We start from the raw sequence: 18,360 nt of genomic DNA, 5'->3' as shown, positions 1-18,360 counted from the left end.
GTTCAACCCACTCAATCCCAGAGCCAATCGAAGCAGAGGCGCGCAAACCGCGATGCCTCTGCTTCGACTGCGTTATTGGCTGGTGTGCCTGGGATTTCTGATCTGGGTCTCGCTGATCGTCGCGAAGCTCTTCTGGCTGCAGGTCGTTCGCCACAAGGAATTCGTTGAAAAGGCCCAGAAACAACAGCAGCACACCTTTGAAGTAGCTCCGCGTCGCGGTGTACTCTATGACCGCAATCTGCGCGAACTGGCCATGACCGTGCAGGCCGACTCCGTCTTTGCGGTGCCCTCTGAGATCGAAGACAAGAAAGCCACAGTCCATGCACTAGCGCAGATCGTGCATACGAGCGCCGAAGATACATGGACCAGCGAAGATCAGATCGCCGAACGCGTCAACGCCTCGCGAGGCTTCGCCTGGATCGCCCGCCGCCTGAGCCCTGAAACCGCTGCGAAAGTGAAGGCTCTCAATCTCAAAGGCATCTACTTCCAAAAAGAATTTCAGCGCTTCTATCCCGACAGCGAAATCGCAGCGCAGGTGCTTGGTTATGTGGGCGTGGACGACAACGGCCTCGGCGGCATGGAGCAGAAATTCGATAGCCGCCTGCACGGCCAGCCCGGCCGCATGTACGCGGCAATGGATGCGCGCCGCCATGTAATGGGGTCCACGGAACGCGAACCCGAGCCGGGCGCGAATCTGGTCCTGACGATTGACGAAAACATCCAGTTCATCGCCGAAAGAGCTCTCGATGCGGCGATGCAGCGCACTCGTGCTGACAATGGTACGGTAGTGGTTCAAGATGTGCACACCGGGCAGATTCTTGCGCTCGCCATTCGCCCCACCTTCAATCCAAATGACTTTCGCCACACCACGCCCGCGTTGCTTCGCGACCACGCGGTGAGCGATGTCTACGAGCCCGGCTCGACATTCAAGCTCGTAACCTATGCCTCCGCCATCGATCAGGGCATCGTCAAGCCGGACGACAAGATCGACTGCCAGGGAGGCGCGATCACCTTCAACGGACGCACCATCCACGACGACAAATCCGATCATTACGGCGTGATCACAGTGCATGAAGCGCTGGAGCACTCCAGCGACGTGGCCGCCGTGAAACTCGCGCTGCGGATGGGACCGGAACACTTCTACGACTACATCCGCAACTTTGGCTTCGGTTCAAAAACCGGGCTGGAATTGCCCGGCGAGACGCGCGGCCTGCTGCGTCCCCCGGCGCGGTGGGGAGCCACGTCGATAGGCTCCATTGCGATCGGTCAGGAAGTCGCCGTAACGCCCGTGCAACTCGTCTCGATGGTCTCCACAATCGCCAACGGGGGAGTCTATCTTCCGCCGCATGTGGTGCTGAACACGCAAGACCCAAACTCGCAGAACAGCGGCCATGCTGCGGGCCAGCAGAATACGCAGCTCGTCGCGCTACCCTTCCACGCAGGCGAGGAGTTGCCCAATCCATTGCCGCAAGGGGCGCATCGCGTCATCAGCACAATGTCCGCCGCCGAGATGCGCAAGATGATGGAAGGCGTAGTGCTTTACGGCACCGGCAAGCAGGCTCAGTTGAACGGATACTCTTCCGGCGGCAAAACGGGCACGGCACAGAAGATCGACCCGGCGACACACACCTATTCGAAGACCATGCATATCGCGTCCTTTGCAGGCATCGCGCCGGTCAACTCGCCGGTAATCGCGGTTGCAGTGGTTCTGGATAATCCCAAGGGCGGAGGAATCTCCTATTACGGCGGCGCGGCATCGGCTCCGGTCTTCGCACAGGTCGCACAGGACACGCTCGAATATCTGGGCGTCCCGCACGACATCGAGGTGCGCCCGAACCATGCACCGGCTAAAAATCTCACAGCTCATGATGCGGAGCCGGAGCAGGAGCACACGGGCGATGTGAACGCGCTGCTGTCGGCGGTCAACGATCTGCCCGCGGACGATCCTTTGCGCCAGGCAGTGAGCAACGCGCGCACGCCCGCCACCACAAAGGACAGTGACAAGAAGACCGCAAGCATCGTTGTTTCAACGAAGACCAAATCCGCCGAACCGCAACCGGCCACAAATGCAAACCCATCGCCGACACCCACTGTCGTCGCAGTTTCCTTGCCTGCGGGCAAAACGATCAAAGTACCCTCGCTGATCGGAATGCCGGTTCGTCAGGTGGTGGAGCAAGTAGCAACGGCTGGGCTGAATCTGCAGGTCGAGGGCCGCGGACTGGTGCGTTCACAGGAACCGGCTGCGGGCAGCCAGGTGCAGCCCGGCGCGCAGATTGTTGTACACTGCGCGCGCTGACCGGCGCACTCACCGAATCCCAGACGATAGAATCGAATCCGGAATGCAATGGAATGAACTGATTCGCGACGTAACTGCTATTTCACGCGGTCCAATCTCCGCTGAAAACGCAATTTCTGAGATCACAATCACTGGTATCGAATACGACTCACGTCGCGTGGGAGCCAGATCAGTCTTCGTCGCCATGCGCGGCGGCACGACCGACGGTAATCTCTACATCGACACAGCAATTCGGCAAGGCGCAGCAGGAATCGTTACCGATTCGCCGGAAGCCTTTGCGCAGCTTGCCGCCGATGATCCTAAAACGCCGCGCCTGCTGGTCGAGCATGGCCGCCCAGCGCTGGCGCAGCTTGCATCGGCCTTCTTTGAACATCCCGAACGCAAGCTTCGCGCAACCGGCGTAACCGGAACCAACGGCAAGACGACGACAGCATTTCTGATCGAATCCCTGCTGAACGCGGCAGCTCGTTCCTCCATTCTTGTCGGCACCATCGAGTACCACGTCGCCGGGGAAGTGCGGCCTTCGGCACATACCACGCCTGAATCGCGGGATCTCTTTGAATTGATGGCCGATGGAGCGAATCGCGGGGCAACGGAGTTGGTCATGGAGGTCTCAAGCCATGCACTGGATCAGGGGCGCGTCACTGGCATCGGTTTCGATGTGGCAGTCTTCACCAATCTCACCCGCGACCACCTCGACTATCACGGCACAATGGAGCAGTATTTCGCCGCCAAACGTCTTTTATTTGATGGAACCAAGTATCCGTTTCCTCGCGTGGCAGTCCTGAACGCAGGCGATCCGTATTTCCCGGCATTGGCGCAAGCGGCAGCGAAGGCCAGCTCTCAGGTGGTGACATACGGCGTGGGCATCCATGCAGATTGGCGAGCAGACGACGTGCGGCTTACTCCCGCAGGCGCTGAATTCTCGCTCGCGTCACCATTTGGCTCAACCAGAATCAAATCCGGCCTGGCAGGAGAAGTGAACGTGCTGAATCTGCTTGCGGCTCTGGCAGCGGCAAACGCGCGCGACGTCCCATTCGATCAGTTAGCAAACGCCATTCCGACGCTAAAGCCAGTGCCGGGGCGATTTCAGCCAGTCGATGCCGGCCAGCCATTTACGGCGATCGTCGATTACGCACATACCGACGATGCGCTCAGGAACCTCACGGCACTCGCCCACCAACTCATTGCGGGAACTCAGGGCCGCGTCATCACCCTCTTCGGCTGCGGCGGCGACCGCGACCGCACCAAGCGTCCGAAGATGGGACAGGCAGCCGGAGAAGGCAGCGACTTTGTCGTCGTGACAAGCGATAACCCCCGTTCCGAAGATCCCGAGGCCATCATCGCGGAGATTCTGCCGGGCCTCGCAGCAACCGGAACTCGCTACATTGTTGAAGCCGATCGCACAAGGGCGATTGCACTTGCATTGACAGAGGCCACGCCGGGAGACGTTGTCCTCCTCGCCGGAAAAGGCCACGAGAAGGAGCAAATCCTGCGCCGCGGTACAATTTTTTTCGATGACGCCGAGGTTGCTCTTTCCGCTTTGCGCGCGCTCGGATATGGTGGAGGGCGATGAAGTTAACGTTAGCCGAAGCCGCTCTGGGTTGTGGCGCCAAGCTGGAAGCTCCAGCGAGCGCTGTGGGAGTCGGTGCGCTCCTGGCCGTGGGCTATTCCATCGACTCGCGCACCGTCGGCGCGGGCGAGCTGTTTTTTGCCGTACGCGGCGAACGCCTTGATGGCCACGACTTCATTGCCGGAGCACTGGAACGGGGCGCAATCGGCGCAGTCGTTTCGCTGGCCCGCGTTGCAGCATTGCCTGATGCCGTGCTGGCCGCGCCTCTGCTGATCGTCGAAGACCCGTTGCAGGCGTTGCAGGCATTGGCCGCGCATGTCCGCCGTCATTGGGGCGGCCGGGTGGTCGCAGTCACCGGCAGCGCCGGAAAGACATCCACCAAAGACGCGATTGCCACGGCGTTGAGCGCTCGCTTCCGCGTGCTGAAGTCCCTGGGAAATCTGAACAACGGCTTCGGCCTCCCGCTGCAACTACTCCGTCTTGAGCCGGAACATCAGTTTGCCGTCCTCGAAATGGGCATGAACCACGCCGGTGAGATCGCGCAACTGGCGCGCATCGCCGCTCCCGATTGGGGCGTGATCACCAACGTCGGCGTTGCCCACATCGAGAACTTCCCCGACGGACAGGGCGGCATCGCCCGAGCCAAATATGAACTCGTCGAAGCTCTGCCTGCCTCCGGCGTGGCATTTCTGAACTGCAGCGATCCGTATGTGGGCCAGTTCGGCCGGGATTTCGCCGGAAAAGTCGTCTACTTTGGCGCCGGCCCGTGCGCCGATCCGCAGATTGCAGCCATCCGCGAAGAGGATCGTCTTCAAATAGATGTACTTTCCGAAGGCGCAAACGCGACCCTCAATCTGCCAATGCTCGGACGGCACAACGCCAGCAACGCCGTCGCTGCGCTGGCCGTAGCGCGCGAAGCAGGCGTGCCGCTCGCCGCCGCGATCAAAGCGCTGGAGACTTTGACCGCCGGAGACAAGCGCGGCGAAGTCTTCACACACGCCGGAGCCACGATCATCAACGATTCCTACAACTCCAACCCCGAGGCGCTGCAATCGATGATCCATGCGCTGGCCGCGCGACCGGCGCAGCGCAGGATTCTCATTGCCGGAGAGATGCTGGAACTCGGCAGCCACGCACAGGCACTCCACGAATCTTGCGGGAAAGCCGCTGCCGAAGCCGGCATCGATATCGTCGTAGGCGTTCGCGGCAACGCGCAGCATCTGGTAATGGCTGCGACAGATGCCGGAGTCACCGGAGTAGCAGCGATTTTCCTTCCCGACGCCGACTCCGCCGGTCTCTGGCTCCGGGAGAATCTGAAGCCCGGCGACGTAGTCCTCGTCAAAGGCTCGCGCGGCGTGCGCCTGGAGCGTGCAATTGAAGCCGTGCGCCGGCCAGATACCGCGTCGGGTTCCAAGTGAGGTTCGCTGCAATGCGTCCGAACTTCCGGGCAACGAATTCGAAACCTCGCCGCGATAGAATCAAGCTCTAGTGAAGAAAACCTTGTCGTAATCAGGCTTCGGAGGCCACTTGCTTTATTGGCTGCTGTATCAAAAGCTCTTTCCGTACTTCCATCCCTTCCGCATCTTCCGGTACGTGACCTTTCGCACGGCATTCGCTTCGCTGACGGCCCTGCTGATTGCTCTGCTGATCGGGCCATTTGTGATTGAAAAGCTGCGCCAGTTCCAGATCAGCCAATACATCCGCGAAGATGGTCCGGAGTCGCACCAGAAAAAGTCGGGGACGCCAACCATGGGCGGCGTGCTGATCGTGATCGCAATCCTGCTGCCCACCATCCTGTGGTCCGATCCGGCGAATCCGTTTGTCTGGCTGGTGGTCTTTTCGACGATGGCCTTCGGCGCCATAGGCTTTGCGGACGACTACATCAAGGTCGTCAAGCGGCGCAATCTGGGCCTTACCGCGCGGGCCAAATTGGCCTGGCAGGGGATCGTCGCGGCGCTCGTGGCCATTGCGCTCGTGGTGCTGCAACAGTTCCGCATGTTTTCGACGCAGCTTACCGTGCCGTTCTTCAAGTCGTTCCGGCCTGATCTTCTCTGGCACCTGTGGCCGGCGATGCTGCCTCACATGTCGCTCTTCGCCTTCGTGCCCTTCGTCGCATTCGTGATCTTTGTCCTCGTGGGTTCGTCCAACGCAGTGAATCTGACCGATGGCCTGGATGGCCTCGCGATCGGCTGCACCATCATCGCCGCCGGCGCTTTGACCGTGCTCACCTATGTCAGCGGCCACATCATCTTTTCCAACTACCTGGAACTCCAGCGCATGCCGATGGTGGAGGAGTTGACTGTCTTCTGCGGGGCCATCGTAGGCGCGTCCATCGGCTTCCTCTGGTACAACGCCCATCCGGCCGAGGTGTTCATGGGCGACGTGGGCTCGCTGGCTCTCGGCGGAGCGATTGCGACGGTCGCGGTCATAATTCGCCAGGAGTTGCTGCTTCCGTTCTTCGGCGGAATCTTCCTCCTGGAAGCAGTCTCAGTCCTGCTGCAGGTGGGCAGTTATAAGCTACGCAAGAAGCGCATTTTCAAGATGGCTCCATTGCATCATCACTTTGAATTGTTGGGTTGGAAGGAATCGAAGGTTATTGCGCGTTTCTGGATCGCCGCGCTGGTGTTTGCACTATTTGCACTCACCACGCTCAAACTCCGCTGACGGAGGACGACCGGAGCGCATTTGAATGCCACAATTGGAGTTGGCGGATTTACGAATCAATCGGGACCAATCAGCGCGGGAGTCTGGATGGAATTGAAGGGCAAGAAAGTTCTGGTCGTGGGGTTAGGCAAGTCCGGCCTGGCCGCCGCGCTGTTTCTCCGCCAGCGCGGTGCGCAGGTGACTGTCTCCGATATGCGCTCTGCCGCAGCCCTGGCCAAAGAGATTCCGGCCCTACTTGAGCACGGCATCATGGTCGAAACTGGCGGACACGGTCTGCTCACCTTTCGCCGCCAGGATCTGATTGTCGTCAGCCCCGGCGTTCCCATGGACACCCCGGAACTGGTGCAGGTAAAGGCCTTCGGTCTTCCCGTCATCGGCGAACTGGAGCTTGCTGCGCAGCATCTAAAGGGCAAGATCCTCGCCATCACCGGCTCGAATGGCAAGACCACAACGACCGCGCTCACCGGCGAAATCCTCGCCCACGCGGGAATCCAGACGCAGGTCGGCGGAAACATCGGCGTTCCCGTGATCGATCTGATCTCAAAAAGCACAGAAACCGGCTGGTCGGTCCTCGAAGTTTCGAGCTTTCAACTGGAAAGCACCGAACTTTTCCATCCCAGCATCGCCGTCATCCTGAACATTACTCCCGACCATCTCGATCGCCATGGGACATTCGAGAACTACGCCCTGACCAAGGAGCGCATCTTCGTCTCCCAAACCTCCGACGATGCACTGGTGCTCAACGCGGACAATCCCCGTACCGCCGCCGCAGCAGCCCGCGCCAACTCCAGGGTCTACTGGTTTTCGCTGCAAGGCCCGGTCGCGCAGGGAACCTGGGTGCAGGACGAACAGGTTGTTTTTCGAGCCGCAAGCGACGCTCCCATCGAACCGATCATGTCTCTCGATGAGATCCCGCTCAAAGGCTCGCACAACATCGAAAATGTCCTCGCCGCCGTCTGCGCCGCGCGTCTCGCGGGCGCGTCGGCTCAAGGGATCGCCTCGGCCGTCGAAGGCTTCCACGCAGTGGAGCATCGTCTGGAATACGTGGCCACCGACAACGGCGTCGAGTACTACAACGACTCCAAGGCCACCAACGTCGATGCTGCGGCCAAGGCCATCGCGGCCTTCATGGGCTGCATCCATCTGATTCTCGGCGGCAAGGACAAGAACTCCAACTACGCCGATCTCTCCGACCTGCTGCGCAAGCGCGTGAAAGCGGTCTACACAATCGGCTCGGCGGCAGCCAAGATCGAGTCTCAGATTCGCGGAGTGGTGCCGATCGTCCCCTGCGAAACCCTCGATAAAGCCGTAGCGGCAGCCAGAAAGGCAGCCCATCCCGGCGACATCGTGCTGCTCTCTCCGGCTTGCTCCAGCTTCGACCAGTTTGAGAACTACGAGCATCGCGGGCAGGTCTTCAAGGAACTAGTTCTGGACTACGTCGGCGCGAAAGGCGTGAGGTAGCAGTCGATGGCAAAGCGCGTGGGAGTCGACAAATGGCTGTTCTTCACCACGCTTTCGCTGGTGGTGGTGGGACTCGCAATGGTCTTTTCCGCCTCCGCCGTGATGGCCCAGGCTCGATTCGGCTCGCCCTACACATTTCTGGGCCGTCAGGCTCTGTGGGCGCTGCTCGGTGTCATCGCCATGGTCGTGCTGATGCGCGTCGATTACCGCCATTACAACTCGAAGTTCTTCATCTACACCGCGCTGGGCGTTACACTGCTGCTCCTACTGGCGGTTTTTGTCGTGCCCGGCTCGCACGCCACGCATCGCTGGATTCGCTTCGGGCCGTTCTTCACCTTCCAGCCATCGGAGATCGCCAAGCCGATGCTTGCAATGTATCTGGCGTGGTTCCTGCACACCCGTCTCAACGCCATGCGGGATTGGAAACACACACTGCTTCCAGCCGTGCTCCCCGCGCTCATCTTCCTTGCGCTGATCGTCAAAGAGCCCGATCTCGGCACCTCGCTTGTCCTGCTCGGCATGACCGTTCTCACCCTTGTGCTCGCAGGCATGGAATGGCGCTATCTGCTCGGCATCGTTGCAGCGGTCAGTCCCATCGTCGCTGCTCTGCTGATCTTCGTTCCCTGGCGTTTGGCCCGCATGAAGGTCTTTCTACATCCCGAGGCCGATCCGCAGGGCGCGGGCTTTCACATCAATCAGTCACTGATCGCCGTCGGCACCGGCGGCTGGACCGGTCGCGGATACATGGAGGGCGTACAAAAGCTCTTTTATCTGCCCGAGCCGCACACTGACTTCATCTACGCCAACATCGCCGAAGAACTCGGCTTCCTTGGCGCGATCTTCATCCTGTTGCTCTTCGCCGTGCTCGGCATTCGCGGACTGCGCACCGTCTTCCTCCTGCGCGACCCCTTTGCGCGCCTGCTCGCCTTCGGCATCACCATGACGATCCTCATCCAGGCCTTCTTCAACATGAGCGTGGTAGTTGCGCTTCTGCCCACCAAGGGCATTCCGCTTCCGTTCATCTCTTCGGGAGGAACCTCGCTGTGCATTATGCTGGCCAGCATCGGAATCCTGCTCAATCTGACCCGCGAGATCGACTGACTTGACCGGCTCGAACTTAAAAGCACCAAGGATCATCATCGCTGGCGGCGGCACAGGCGGACACATCATTCCCGCGCTTGCTGTCGCCCGGGAACTTGTCGCCAGCCACAACGCAGAGATCCTTTTTATCGGAACAGCCCGCGGCATGGAGTCGCGGATGGTCCCCGCCGCTGGATTCGAGCTTGAACTGATCGAAGTCGGTCCGCTCAACCAGGTTTCGCTAGCCACACGAATCCGCACGCTTGCGCAGCTGCCGCTGAGTCTGCTCACCTGCTCCCGCATCATCCGCGATTTCCGGGCCGATGCCGTCTTCGGTGTAGGCGGCTACGCATCCGGTCCGGCCATGGGAGCCGCAATTCTGCGTCGCGTTCCGGCGATGGCCTTCGAGCCCAACGCTGTTCCCGGAATGGCCAATCGGCTGGTGGGCAGATGGGTCCAGGCCGCCGCAGTCAATTTCCCTCCTGCGGCCAAATGGTTTCGCAATGCCGAAGTTACAGGCATTCCGGTACGCCAGGAATTCTTCGCCCTGATTTCGCCGCCAGCCGACGCCGCGCCACACCTGCTCATCTTTGGCGGCTCGCAGGGAGCGCGCATCTTCAATACCCTGATGCCGCCACTGGCTCCGGCTCTGCTCGAAGCCATTCCGGGGCTGACGATTCTGCATCAGGCCGGTGCGCGCCACGCGGAATCGACCCATGCAGCCTACAAGGCATCCGGCGCAGACCCCACGCGATGGCGGGTCGAGGCGTTTCTGGAAAACATGGCAGAGCGATTTCAGGCCGCGCAACTCGTAATGGCCCGCAGCGGCGCCTCCACCGTAGCCGAACTCGCCGCCGCCGGAAAACCCTCTCTGCTGATCCCGTTTGCCGCAGCCGCTGACGACCACCAGCGCAGCAACGCAGAAGTGATGGTGCGGGCAGGCGCAGCCGCCATGATCGAAGAGCGTCAGCTCATTCAGCCTGAGTTGTTATCGGAGACCCTTCGAACCCTGCTAAGCGACCCGGCAAGACTGCACTCGATGGCCGCGCAAGCCCGCACACAGGCACATCTTGGAGCAGCAGAGCGCATTGCAGATCGTCTTGTGCAGATTGTCCGCGCAAAACCATAGCTGATCCATGAACCTGGGAAGTTCAAGACAAGAAAAAGGGGACGAGCCGAAGCCCGTCCCCATCTGACCTGCGTGGACTTACTCTTACCGGTGACCACCGCCACCATGACCGCCGCCACCGAATCCGCCGCCGTGACCACCACCGCCGAATCCACCAGCATGTCCACCGGCAAATCCGCCACCGGGACGGCCACCGTATCCAGGATGTACACCACCATATCCGGGACGACCGCCATACCCGTAGCCACCGCGACCGCCGTAACCGTAGCCCCCACGACCGTAGCCGTATCCTCCACGGCCATACCCGAATCCACGGCCATAACCGAATCCGCGTCCGTAGAAGCCACGACCCCAACCCCATCCATACCAGGGGCCTACGCCGAGGAACAAGCCGCCATCGAACCATCCGGGACCGTAGTATCCATACGGCGCGCAATCATACGGGTAGTACGAGTAATAGCCGTAGTCGCAAGACGGCGGCCCATAAGCGTAAGGAACCGGCGCAATGGCCGGGCCAATCCCTATGCCGACGAACACGGCTGCATGAGCCTGTGTTGCGAACGATAATCCCACCGCCAGCAACGCTGCGAAGATAACCAAGCGAAGATGCCGCATTTTGAACCTCCAATTGCCTTCCGGAATTCGTTCGACCCCGGCTTGCTGGGATTGGCGAGAGAGAGCGTTTTCAGCTCTTCCGGTTAGCCTACGCCGTTTTCGGCGTCTCTGATACGTTTAACGCATCCAGCCGCGCGAAGTTGCGGTGCATTCTTCAAGATTCTTCGAAATGACAATTCGGTGCAGTATTCGGTGCGGCAATCCCTGAATGAATCCCTGAATGCAAGGAAAAAACGGCTCCTTCACCGGTTTGTGAAGGAGCCGTCAGGGCAGGAGCAATTACGAGAGAAGCAGAAGCAAGAATTACAGGTTAGCGGCGGCCGTGAAAGCCTCGGTCAACCCCGCGGTCAAACCCACGGCCACGGTCAAAACCCCTGTCAAACCCGCGATCGTAGCGTACACCCCGTCCATATCCGAAGCCGGCTACTTCCGGGCGTCCGCGAAAAACCCATCCGCCGTTGAGCCAGACATACCCATCGCCGGGGCAGGGAGGAATATAACCGCCGTAGCCGCCTCCAACAACAACGCCGTAGCCGGGCCGGCCATATCCATATCCGCGTACAACGGGCCGTTCAAATCCCCGTCCATAACCGCGATCGAATCTCTGTTCCGGCCGCCCGCGAAACTCCTGCGGGGCAGCATTGGCGGCAACCGCGCCCGTTCCTAACAATCCAGCAACCAGAGCCGTTCCGAGCATCCAATTACGCATCACGTTCCGCATGGCAACCTTCCTTTTGTCCCGTCGACTCAACTTAGGGACTGCGAATTGTTTGGGGTAACTTGTCTACTGCTGTTACCTTCAACTCGCCTTTCTTGTAAGGTGCAAACACGGCGTTTGAGAAAGGTTGTGGCCCCTTTGTGGGAGCCGCGCGAAATAAATATCCGCAACTTTCCGGCACTCGCAGTGTTGGCTGGAGCCTCTTGCGAACGCAGGGGGCCTACCCTACTTTGCGGCTGCATGTTCCTTCACCGGCGCATTGTGGTCGAAGCTGATTACCTGAGAGAATCTGAAGCTGAAGAAGGCATAAGGATGGTCGTTACAACGTGGTCATTTCGTGGTGTTAATACAGAAAGAAACCTCCGTAGATCGCACAAAACAGGAAATGATGGACATTACCTTTAGTAGGAATTGGGCTATGTGTATTGACTTTGGGAAAACAGAACTGAGCCTTGTTCTAAGTGCTTTTCAATTGAAGAAGGCTGGATGATTTTAATTGCAAAGTAGCTGACTGCTACAGAAAGAAAAACTGCTATAGCCAGCACAAAATTCATAGTTTCGATCATCGCGGCACCAAGGGAACCTTATATAGGGGGACTTGCAATAGTCTGCGCAGGTTGCTATCAGTCTAGTTCTAACAATCAAAGCATAGCGATTGACACTGATGACGAGTGGACTTTTAATTGGCAGGGGTTTGTCAACTGTAGTTCCGCAGGAGGCCTGTACAACAGCGAGGGATCGACTCTCATCAGGATCTCGCAGACGTACTATGGGCCTCCCCTACGATAGTGAACGACACTTGTCACTACACCATTCTGGCGTGTTCGACTGGGAAGCCGACGTGCATCCAGGGAGGAGGCGTTAATTTCGTTCCGGCTTGTCCGCAATACCTCAAAGCCCAGTTCTTAGTGGTCAACGGGGCATGTCTAGGTCTCGCCGTAGATGTCCAAGAGGCGACAGGTCCTGGACTATGCAATTGAGGAGGGTGCAATGACTCGACAAACGTTATCACTCTTATGTGGAGTCGTTATGGTCACAGGAATTGCGGCGGGGCAGGGTGACCACCTTCCGGCCCCTTCGGTCGCTCAATCCCTCATACTTCCGCTGCCAGGGGTTCCACTCTCGTATAAGCAGATTGAAGAACATTCGCGCAGGCGTCTGGATGGCACAACTTTTGTCGTATACACAATACAGGCGAGAACCTACCGAGATGCAGCCGGAAGATTACGGTTTGAATCCGAGAGCCGCGACCCGTCTGGCCGGATACTAGCCACTCATACCATGCTTATTGATCCAGTGAGTGGCTCTCAGGTAGTTCTCTTAAGCGCCGAGAGAGTCGCGTATCGGATGCCGTTTAAAACTTCGAGTGAAGGCAAATTCGTCTTCTTCGATCTGCCGGACGGACCCGACTCATCGCGCAAATGGAAGGTCAGGACGGAAAGAGGAGACAACCAGACCATCGGCGGTGTCGAGTTTGAGAGTACAAGGCTCATACAGACCGCCGAAGATGATTCTGGCATGACCAGCACAGTCGAGCGCTGGCATTCCAACGAATTGAAGCTTGTTGGAGCAGTAAAGTTCTCAGGCCCTAATGAGACCTATACAGTCCAAATCCAAGACCTTCGCCGCGAAGAGCCAAACCCATCCCTTTTTCGGATTCCGCCCGACTACAAGATCGTTGATTTGCAGTCGGCATCCTCCGGACTACCGGAGTAGTTGCAAGAAAGTGATCGTCGTATCATTTTCGCTGGCCGTAAGTTTTCTATCTGGGGGCAACTCGGCAGCGCATCCATCGGGTTTTGAGTGCTCTGTAAGAATTGCGGTCGAGCACAACGGTAGAGATGATGTCGCCCTGGTTATTAAGCAGGTCGCAAAAATGGTCTTCGATCTCGCCTCCGCCCTCATCGTGCCCTTCGCTTTACGGGCTACCTCTCGGGAATGTTCCGCCGAAATTTCGAGCTGAATTCAATGATGCCCTCGGGTGGTAACCTAGCCCTTTACGCATGTTCATTCAGAAGCAGCACGCACACTTCATTGGTATCGGCGGCATCGGCATGAGCGGCATCGCCGAGATTCTCCTGACGCTCGGCATGCGCGTCTCCGGCTCCGACCTTCGCCGTAGTCCCATCACCGACCGGCTGGCGCAGATGGGAGCCACAATCCACGAAGGCCACGCGCAGGGCAACCTCGGCGACGCAACCGTCGTCGTGACCAGCTCCGCCGTGAACTCCGCCAATCCAGAGGTGCTAGAAGCGCGGACGCGCAAAATCCCCGTCATTCAGCGCGCCGAGATGCTGGCCGAGCTGATGCGCCTCAAGTACGGCATCGCCATTGCAGGAATGCACGGCAAGACGACCACCACCTCGATGGTCGCCTCCGTCCTCGCCGCAGGCGGCCTCGATCCGACCGTTGTCGTCGGTGGCCGCGTCGATGCGCTCGGCTCCAATGCCCGCCTCGGCAGCTCGCAATATCTCGTTGCAGAAGCCGACGAGAGCGACCGTTCGTTTCTGAAGCTCTCTCCAATCCTCGCCATCGTGACCAATCTCGACCGCGAGCACATGGACTGCTATCGCGACATGTCCGATGTTGAAACAGCCTTTCTCTCCTTCATGGACAAGGTTCCGTTTTATGGCGCAATCACGGCCTGCATCGACAATCCACTGCTCGCAAAGATTCTGTCGCGAACGCAGCGCCGTGTATTCACCTACGGCGTGGCCGCAGCCGCCGACTATCGCTTGCAGATCATCGATGAACCGGCAGAAAGCAGTTCTCTCGGAGACCGTCCCAACTGCGCCATCAGCGGATTCCGCCGTTTCACCGTAGTAACGGCAAAAGGCGTCCTCGGGCCATTCGAACTGCGCGTCCCCGGCCGTCACAACATCCTCAACGCAACAGCCGCAGTCGCAATCGCCTGCCAATTGGATGTGCCGGAGGATCGGATCGCCGAAGGACTGGCCAGTTTCAACGGCGTCGACCGCCGATTCCAGTTGCGTGGCCGGGCCAATGGCATCGCCGTCGTCGACGACTACGGCCACCACCCAACAGAGATTGCCGCCACCCTCGCCGCAGCCCGCGAATGCGGCTATGGACAAATTCACGTCATCTTCCAGCCCCACCGGTACACACGCACCCGCGACCTTCTTGCCGAATTCAGCACAGCATTCACGCTGGCGGATACTGTCACCGTCCTGCCCATCTACGCAGCCAGCGAAGAGCCGATCGCGGGAGTCACCGCCGAGCTGCTGGCTGGGCGCATGGAGAGCGCACACGCACACTTTGAGCCGGATTTCGCCGGTGCGATAGCCCGAGTCGCGAAACTGGCCCATCCCGGCGATCTGGTTCTCACATTGGGAGCGGGCAACGTAAGCCAACTGGCTCCGCAGGTGCTCGCAGCGCTTGAGACGGCTTAGCAGGCTGTGCCCCTTGCGTGACAAGTACGGCAACAATCTCCTGCCCGCATCCGTCCCTCAGTTCAGCTACAGGGTTCGAACCAGGTATTCGAACCAAAAGTCTTTCCAGTCCGACGATGATCGGACAAAGATGTGTTTCTGGGCTATGATCTTCCGTCGGTCTACTATCGGGCTTCGCCACCGGCGAATCGGGACAAACGCAATGAAAAGGAATCTGGCCCTCATCTCGATTTGTCTGAGCCTGACCGCCTCCGCCTGCCCCCAGGAACCGTCTACCGCGCAATCGATCACGCTGCTTCATCAGGCGGCCCATTGCCTCGTCGAAGGAGCGGAATCGAAAAAACTGATGCGCCACAAACCAAAGATACTTAGCCTCGGCTCCTACCTCGACACCACCGCCTATCCCGGCGAAGAGGCTCTCTATGTGGTCGGTTACGAAGACTCGAATCCGCTCAGGGGTCTGGCTTTTGTCTTCTTCGTCCGCGAGAAGGAGCGCCGCCGCGTCTTCCGCGCGGAAAACAACGCCAGCTTTGTCCGCAAGAAGAATGGCATTGAATTCCTGGAACCTCCACTGGGCGGCGTCTGGACCCAGGAACACATGGAGGCAGCTATCGAGCACATCGAATCCGCGCCCAAATCGGATTTCGAGGTAAAAGATCTGCACGAAAAGTCCTCCGACGTCCGCTGCGAGTCCTATTCCGACACCAAATAGTTCCGGATGAGCCGTTACCCGTCGGGTTCCCCGAGCCGGATAGCTCTCGTTTCCCGGCGCGGCGAAGCTATAGTCAAAGTTGGCGATTCTCACGACCTGGCTCGGGCGTGACCTCGAAAAGCTATCCAAGTCGAACGACCCTGTGGGACGATCAGGACCCCGTAGACCCTGCTGCGCCTCAATCGCGCGGCGCGTGGCGGGCGCCTTCGGCCGTACTTTCAGGAGATCGCGGCGGCAGGCGCGTGGTTTCCGCCATGCCACCCGTCGCCGAAGAAGACGCCGAAATCGAAACCCGCGGTCCAATCCCAAGGCGGGCAAAGTTCGCCCCGGCGCGAACTCCCTGGTGGCGTCCGCGCAGCACCTTCGGACGCGTTTTGCTCGGAACGGCAATGCTCCTCGTCCTCGGCAGTGCCATTGCCGGGGGTGTTGTCGTGCGACAGTTTCTCGTCCGGGACCCGCATTTCCGCATCCCCGGTGTATCCAGCATTCAATCCAGCGGCCTGAGCGAAGTCAATCGGACAGAAATCCTCCCCGTCTTTGGCGAGGACATCGGCCGCAACATCTTCTTTGTCCCGCTCTCCCAGCGGCGCAAACAGCTTGAATCCATCCCCTGGGTGCAGCAGGCCACGGTCATGCGTTTTCTGCCCAACCGCCTGAGCGTCAGCATTGTCGAGCGCACCCCAGTCGCCTTTGTGCGGCAAGGCCCGCAGGTTGAGCTAGCCGACGCCGACGGCGTCATCCTGTCCATGCCTCCGGTCATGATGGCCCAGCATCACTATTCCTTCCCGGTCATCACCGGCATCGATGCCAAGGATTCGCTGGCCTCCCGGCGCGCGCGCATGGCCGTCTACCAGCGATTCATCGCCGAACTGGACCAGAACAACCAGCACCTCACCGAGCAGGTCTCCGAAATCGACCTCTCCGATCCCGAAGATCTGCGCGCCACCATGCCCGAGCAAGGCGCGGATATCCTCGCGCATTTCGGAGAAGACCAGTTCCTGCATCGCCTTCAGGTCTACAAATCCCACATCGCCGAGTGGCGTCAGCGTTACCCCAAACTGATCGGCGTCGATCTGCGCTACAACGGCGAGGTTCCGCTCGAAATGTCGAACACGTCGAACGGGGGCGACAGCGTAAGCGCAGTTTCAACGCCATCCGCCACAGATCCTGCAAAACCCTCAGCCCAACCGGACCAGCCCACAACGGCAAAGACGGCAACCCTGACGGCAAAAGCCACCCCCGGCAAGACAAAAGAGGCCGCCCGCAAGGCGCTCGAAGCCAAAAAGAAAGCAGCAAGGCTAAAGGCCGCGAAAGCCCGCCTGGCGTGGGAAAAGCTCGCGCACGAAAGAGCAGTCAGTCAAAAAGCCGCGAATCAGGCAGCGCACAGCAACACCGATTCCTCTTCGCAGTTGAAACAAGGGCAATAGCAGTCAGGCAGACCGAGAACAAGGCCGAAAACCGGAACCCGAACGATGAGCCAGAAGCAGGAAAATCTGATAGTAGTCCTCGACGTAGGCTCAGCCTTCACGCGGGTGCTTGCGGCTGATCTCAACGAGGGCGCACTGCGCTACCGTGCTCACGCGCAGGTCGAGTCGGCAGGAATGCGCAAGGGACTCATCGCCGATCTCGGCCCGGCGGCGCGCGCCGTCAAAGCCGCCAGCGATCGCGCCGAACAGATGGTCCGCGTCAACATCGACGAATGCATGGTCGGCGTCGGCGGCCCCAATGTCATCGGCGTCAACACCACCGCCGGCCTTAACTTCGGCGCACGCATGCGCGAAATTAGCAAAGACGACGTCAGCATCGCCGTCGAGCGCGCCCGCGGCGTCTCGCTTCCTCCCGATCGCGAAATCCTGCATCTGCTCACGCGCCAGTTTGTCCTCGACGACCAGCCGGGAATCCACGACCCCGTCGGTATGGTCGGCAGTCGCCTCGAAGTCGATCTTCACATGTCCACCTGCTCCGGCAGCGCGCAGCAAAGCATCGTCACCTGCGCCAATCGCGCCGGCCTCGAAGTCACCGACACCGTCTTCGAAGCCATCGCCGCAGCCGAGGCCACCCTCAGCGCCGACGAGCGCGAGCTCGGCGTCTGCGTGCTGGATATCGGCGCGCATTCAACGGAATTGGTCGTATTTTTCGAGGGCGCAGTCGCCCACACCGGCAGCATTCCCTTCGGCGGCCAGCACTTCACCAACGACCTCGCAGTAGTTCTGCAGATGCAGGTAGCCCACGCCGAGCAACTAAAGCTCCGCTACGGCCACGCCGTCGTTACCGCCATCCCGCAGATGGACGAGATCGAAATACGCAATCCCCACCCGACCATGATCCGGCATCGAATGGTCGCCGAAATCCTCGAACCACGTGCCCGCGAGCTTCTCGACATGGTGCGGCGCAGTCTGCGCGATGGCGGAGTGCTCGGCGCGCTGGGCGCCGGATGCGTCCTGACCGGCGGCGGCTCGATCCTTCCCGGTCTGCTCGACGTCACCGAAAGCATCCTGCACGTACACGCCAGAATCGGCCAGCCCGTGCAGCTTTCCCGGATGCCGTCCGAGCTAACCCACCCCGCATACGCCACCCTGGTGGGAATGCTGCTCTACGCGCACCGAAAAAGAGTGACACGTACCGCAGAGAACAACAGTCTGCGCGCTAAACTACGCGCCATTTTCGCAGCAAGTTTGTAGTATTTGATGTAGCAGAGTCGG

The 18,360-nt window shown here is 59.7% G+C and carries 14 protein-coding genes; 12 read left to right on the top strand and 2 right to left on the bottom strand.

The genetic code is table 11. The annotated features are described in order from the left end of the window. Positions 1 to 52: 52 nt before the first annotated feature. The 7 genes from OHL23_RS20190 to murG all read left to right on the top strand — a co-directional run bounded on the left by OHL23_RS20190 (position 53) and on the right by murG (position 10,203). Complete coding sequence (locus OHL23_RS20190; protein ID WP_263353767.1) at positions 53 to 2,296, top strand: penicillin-binding protein; 2,244 nt, start codon at positions 53 to 55, stop codon at positions 2,294 to 2,296. Positions 2,297 to 2,339: 43 nt separating this feature from the next. Then, positions 2,340 to 3,872 carry a UDP-N-acetylmuramoyl-L-alanyl-D-glutamate--2,6-diaminopimelate ligase gene (locus OHL23_RS20185; RefSeq protein ID WP_263353766.1) on the top strand — a complete coding sequence of 511 codons (1,533 nt, stop codon included), beginning with the start codon at positions 2,340 to 2,342 and terminating at the stop codon, positions 3,870 to 3,872. After that, positions 3,869 to 5,287 carry a UDP-N-acetylmuramoyl-tripeptide--D-alanyl-D-alanine ligase gene (locus tag OHL23_RS20180; RefSeq protein ID WP_263353765.1) on the top strand — a complete coding sequence of 473 codons (1,419 nt, stop codon included), beginning with the start codon at positions 3,869 to 3,871 and terminating at the stop codon, positions 5,285 to 5,287. The genes OHL23_RS20185 and OHL23_RS20180 overlap by 4 nt, the downstream gene beginning before the upstream one ends. Before the next feature lie 109 nt (positions 5,288 to 5,396). Then, complete coding sequence (gene mraY / locus OHL23_RS20175) at positions 5,397 to 6,533, top strand: phospho-N-acetylmuramoyl-pentapeptide-transferase (RefSeq protein WP_263353764.1); 1,137 nt, start codon at positions 5,397 to 5,399, stop codon at positions 6,531 to 6,533. Positions 6,534 to 6,620: 87 nt separating this feature from the next. Next, positions 6,621 to 7,994, top strand: coding sequence for a UDP-N-acetylmuramoyl-L-alanine--D-glutamate ligase (gene murD / locus OHL23_RS20170; RefSeq protein ID WP_263354129.1), 1,374 nt, complete (start codon positions 6,621 to 6,623; stop codon positions 7,992 to 7,994). Between the two features lie 6 nt (positions 7,995 to 8,000). Next, the gene (gene ftsW / locus OHL23_RS20165; RefSeq protein WP_263353763.1) at positions 8,001 to 9,095 is read left to right on the top strand and encodes a putative lipid II flippase FtsW; all 1,095 of its coding nucleotides are present in this window, start codon (positions 8,001 to 8,003) and stop codon (positions 9,093 to 9,095) included. Between the two features lies 1 nt (position 9,096). Further along, a complete protein-coding gene (gene murG / locus OHL23_RS20160) occupies positions 9,097 to 10,203 on the top strand; it encodes an undecaprenyldiphospho-muramoylpentapeptide beta-N-acetylglucosaminyltransferase (RefSeq protein ID WP_263353762.1) in 1,107 nt (368 codons plus the stop codon). Between the two features lie 84 nt (positions 10,204 to 10,287). Here murG and OHL23_RS20155 read toward each other — a convergent pair whose 3' ends face one another. Together OHL23_RS20155 and OHL23_RS20150 are read right to left on the bottom strand one after the other, a co-directional pair. Then, a complete protein-coding gene (locus tag OHL23_RS20155) occupies positions 10,288 to 10,818 on the bottom strand; it encodes a hypothetical protein (protein WP_263353761.1) in 531 nt (176 codons plus the stop codon). A 310-nt stretch (positions 10,819 to 11,128) separates the two neighbouring features. Beyond that, positions 11,129 to 11,539, bottom strand: coding sequence for a hypothetical protein (locus tag OHL23_RS20150; RefSeq protein ID WP_263353760.1), 411 nt, complete (start codon positions 11,537 to 11,539; stop codon positions 11,129 to 11,131). A gap of 1,026 nt (positions 11,540 to 12,565) precedes the next feature. Between OHL23_RS20150 and OHL23_RS20145 the strand changes: the two genes are divergently transcribed. From OHL23_RS20145 to ftsA, 5 genes are all read left to right on the top strand, one after another. Beyond that, positions 12,566 to 13,252, top strand: coding sequence for a hypothetical protein (locus tag OHL23_RS20145; protein WP_263353759.1), 687 nt, complete (start codon positions 12,566 to 12,568; stop codon positions 13,250 to 13,252). 287 nt (positions 13,253 to 13,539) lie between these two features. After that, a complete protein-coding gene (gene murC, locus OHL23_RS20140) occupies positions 13,540 to 14,946 on the top strand; it encodes a UDP-N-acetylmuramate--L-alanine ligase (protein ID WP_263353758.1) in 1,407 nt (468 codons plus the stop codon). A 202-nt stretch (positions 14,947 to 15,148) separates the two neighbouring features. After that, on the top strand, positions 15,149 to 15,658 hold the full coding sequence (locus OHL23_RS20135) for a hypothetical protein (protein WP_263353757.1): 510 nt from the start codon (positions 15,149 to 15,151) through the stop codon (positions 15,656 to 15,658). Between the two features lie 107 nt (positions 15,659 to 15,765). Further along, positions 15,766 to 17,085, top strand: coding sequence for a cell division protein FtsQ/DivIB (locus OHL23_RS20130; protein ID WP_263353756.1), 1,320 nt, complete (start codon positions 15,766 to 15,768; stop codon positions 17,083 to 17,085). 45 nt (positions 17,086 to 17,130) lie between these two features. Beyond that, positions 17,131 to 18,339 carry a cell division protein FtsA gene (gene ftsA / locus OHL23_RS20125; RefSeq protein WP_263353755.1) on the top strand — a complete coding sequence of 403 codons (1,209 nt, stop codon included), beginning with the start codon at positions 17,131 to 17,133 and terminating at the stop codon, positions 18,337 to 18,339. Positions 18,340 to 18,360: the final 21 nt, after the last annotated feature.

The organism is Acidicapsa acidisoli (assembly GCF_025685625.1).
GTDB lineage: Bacteria > Acidobacteriota > Terriglobia > Terriglobales > Acidobacteriaceae > Acidicapsa > Acidicapsa acidisoli.
The sequence above is the reverse complement of the archived record's forward strand: the minus strand, read 5'-3'. Positions and strand labels throughout refer to the sequence as shown.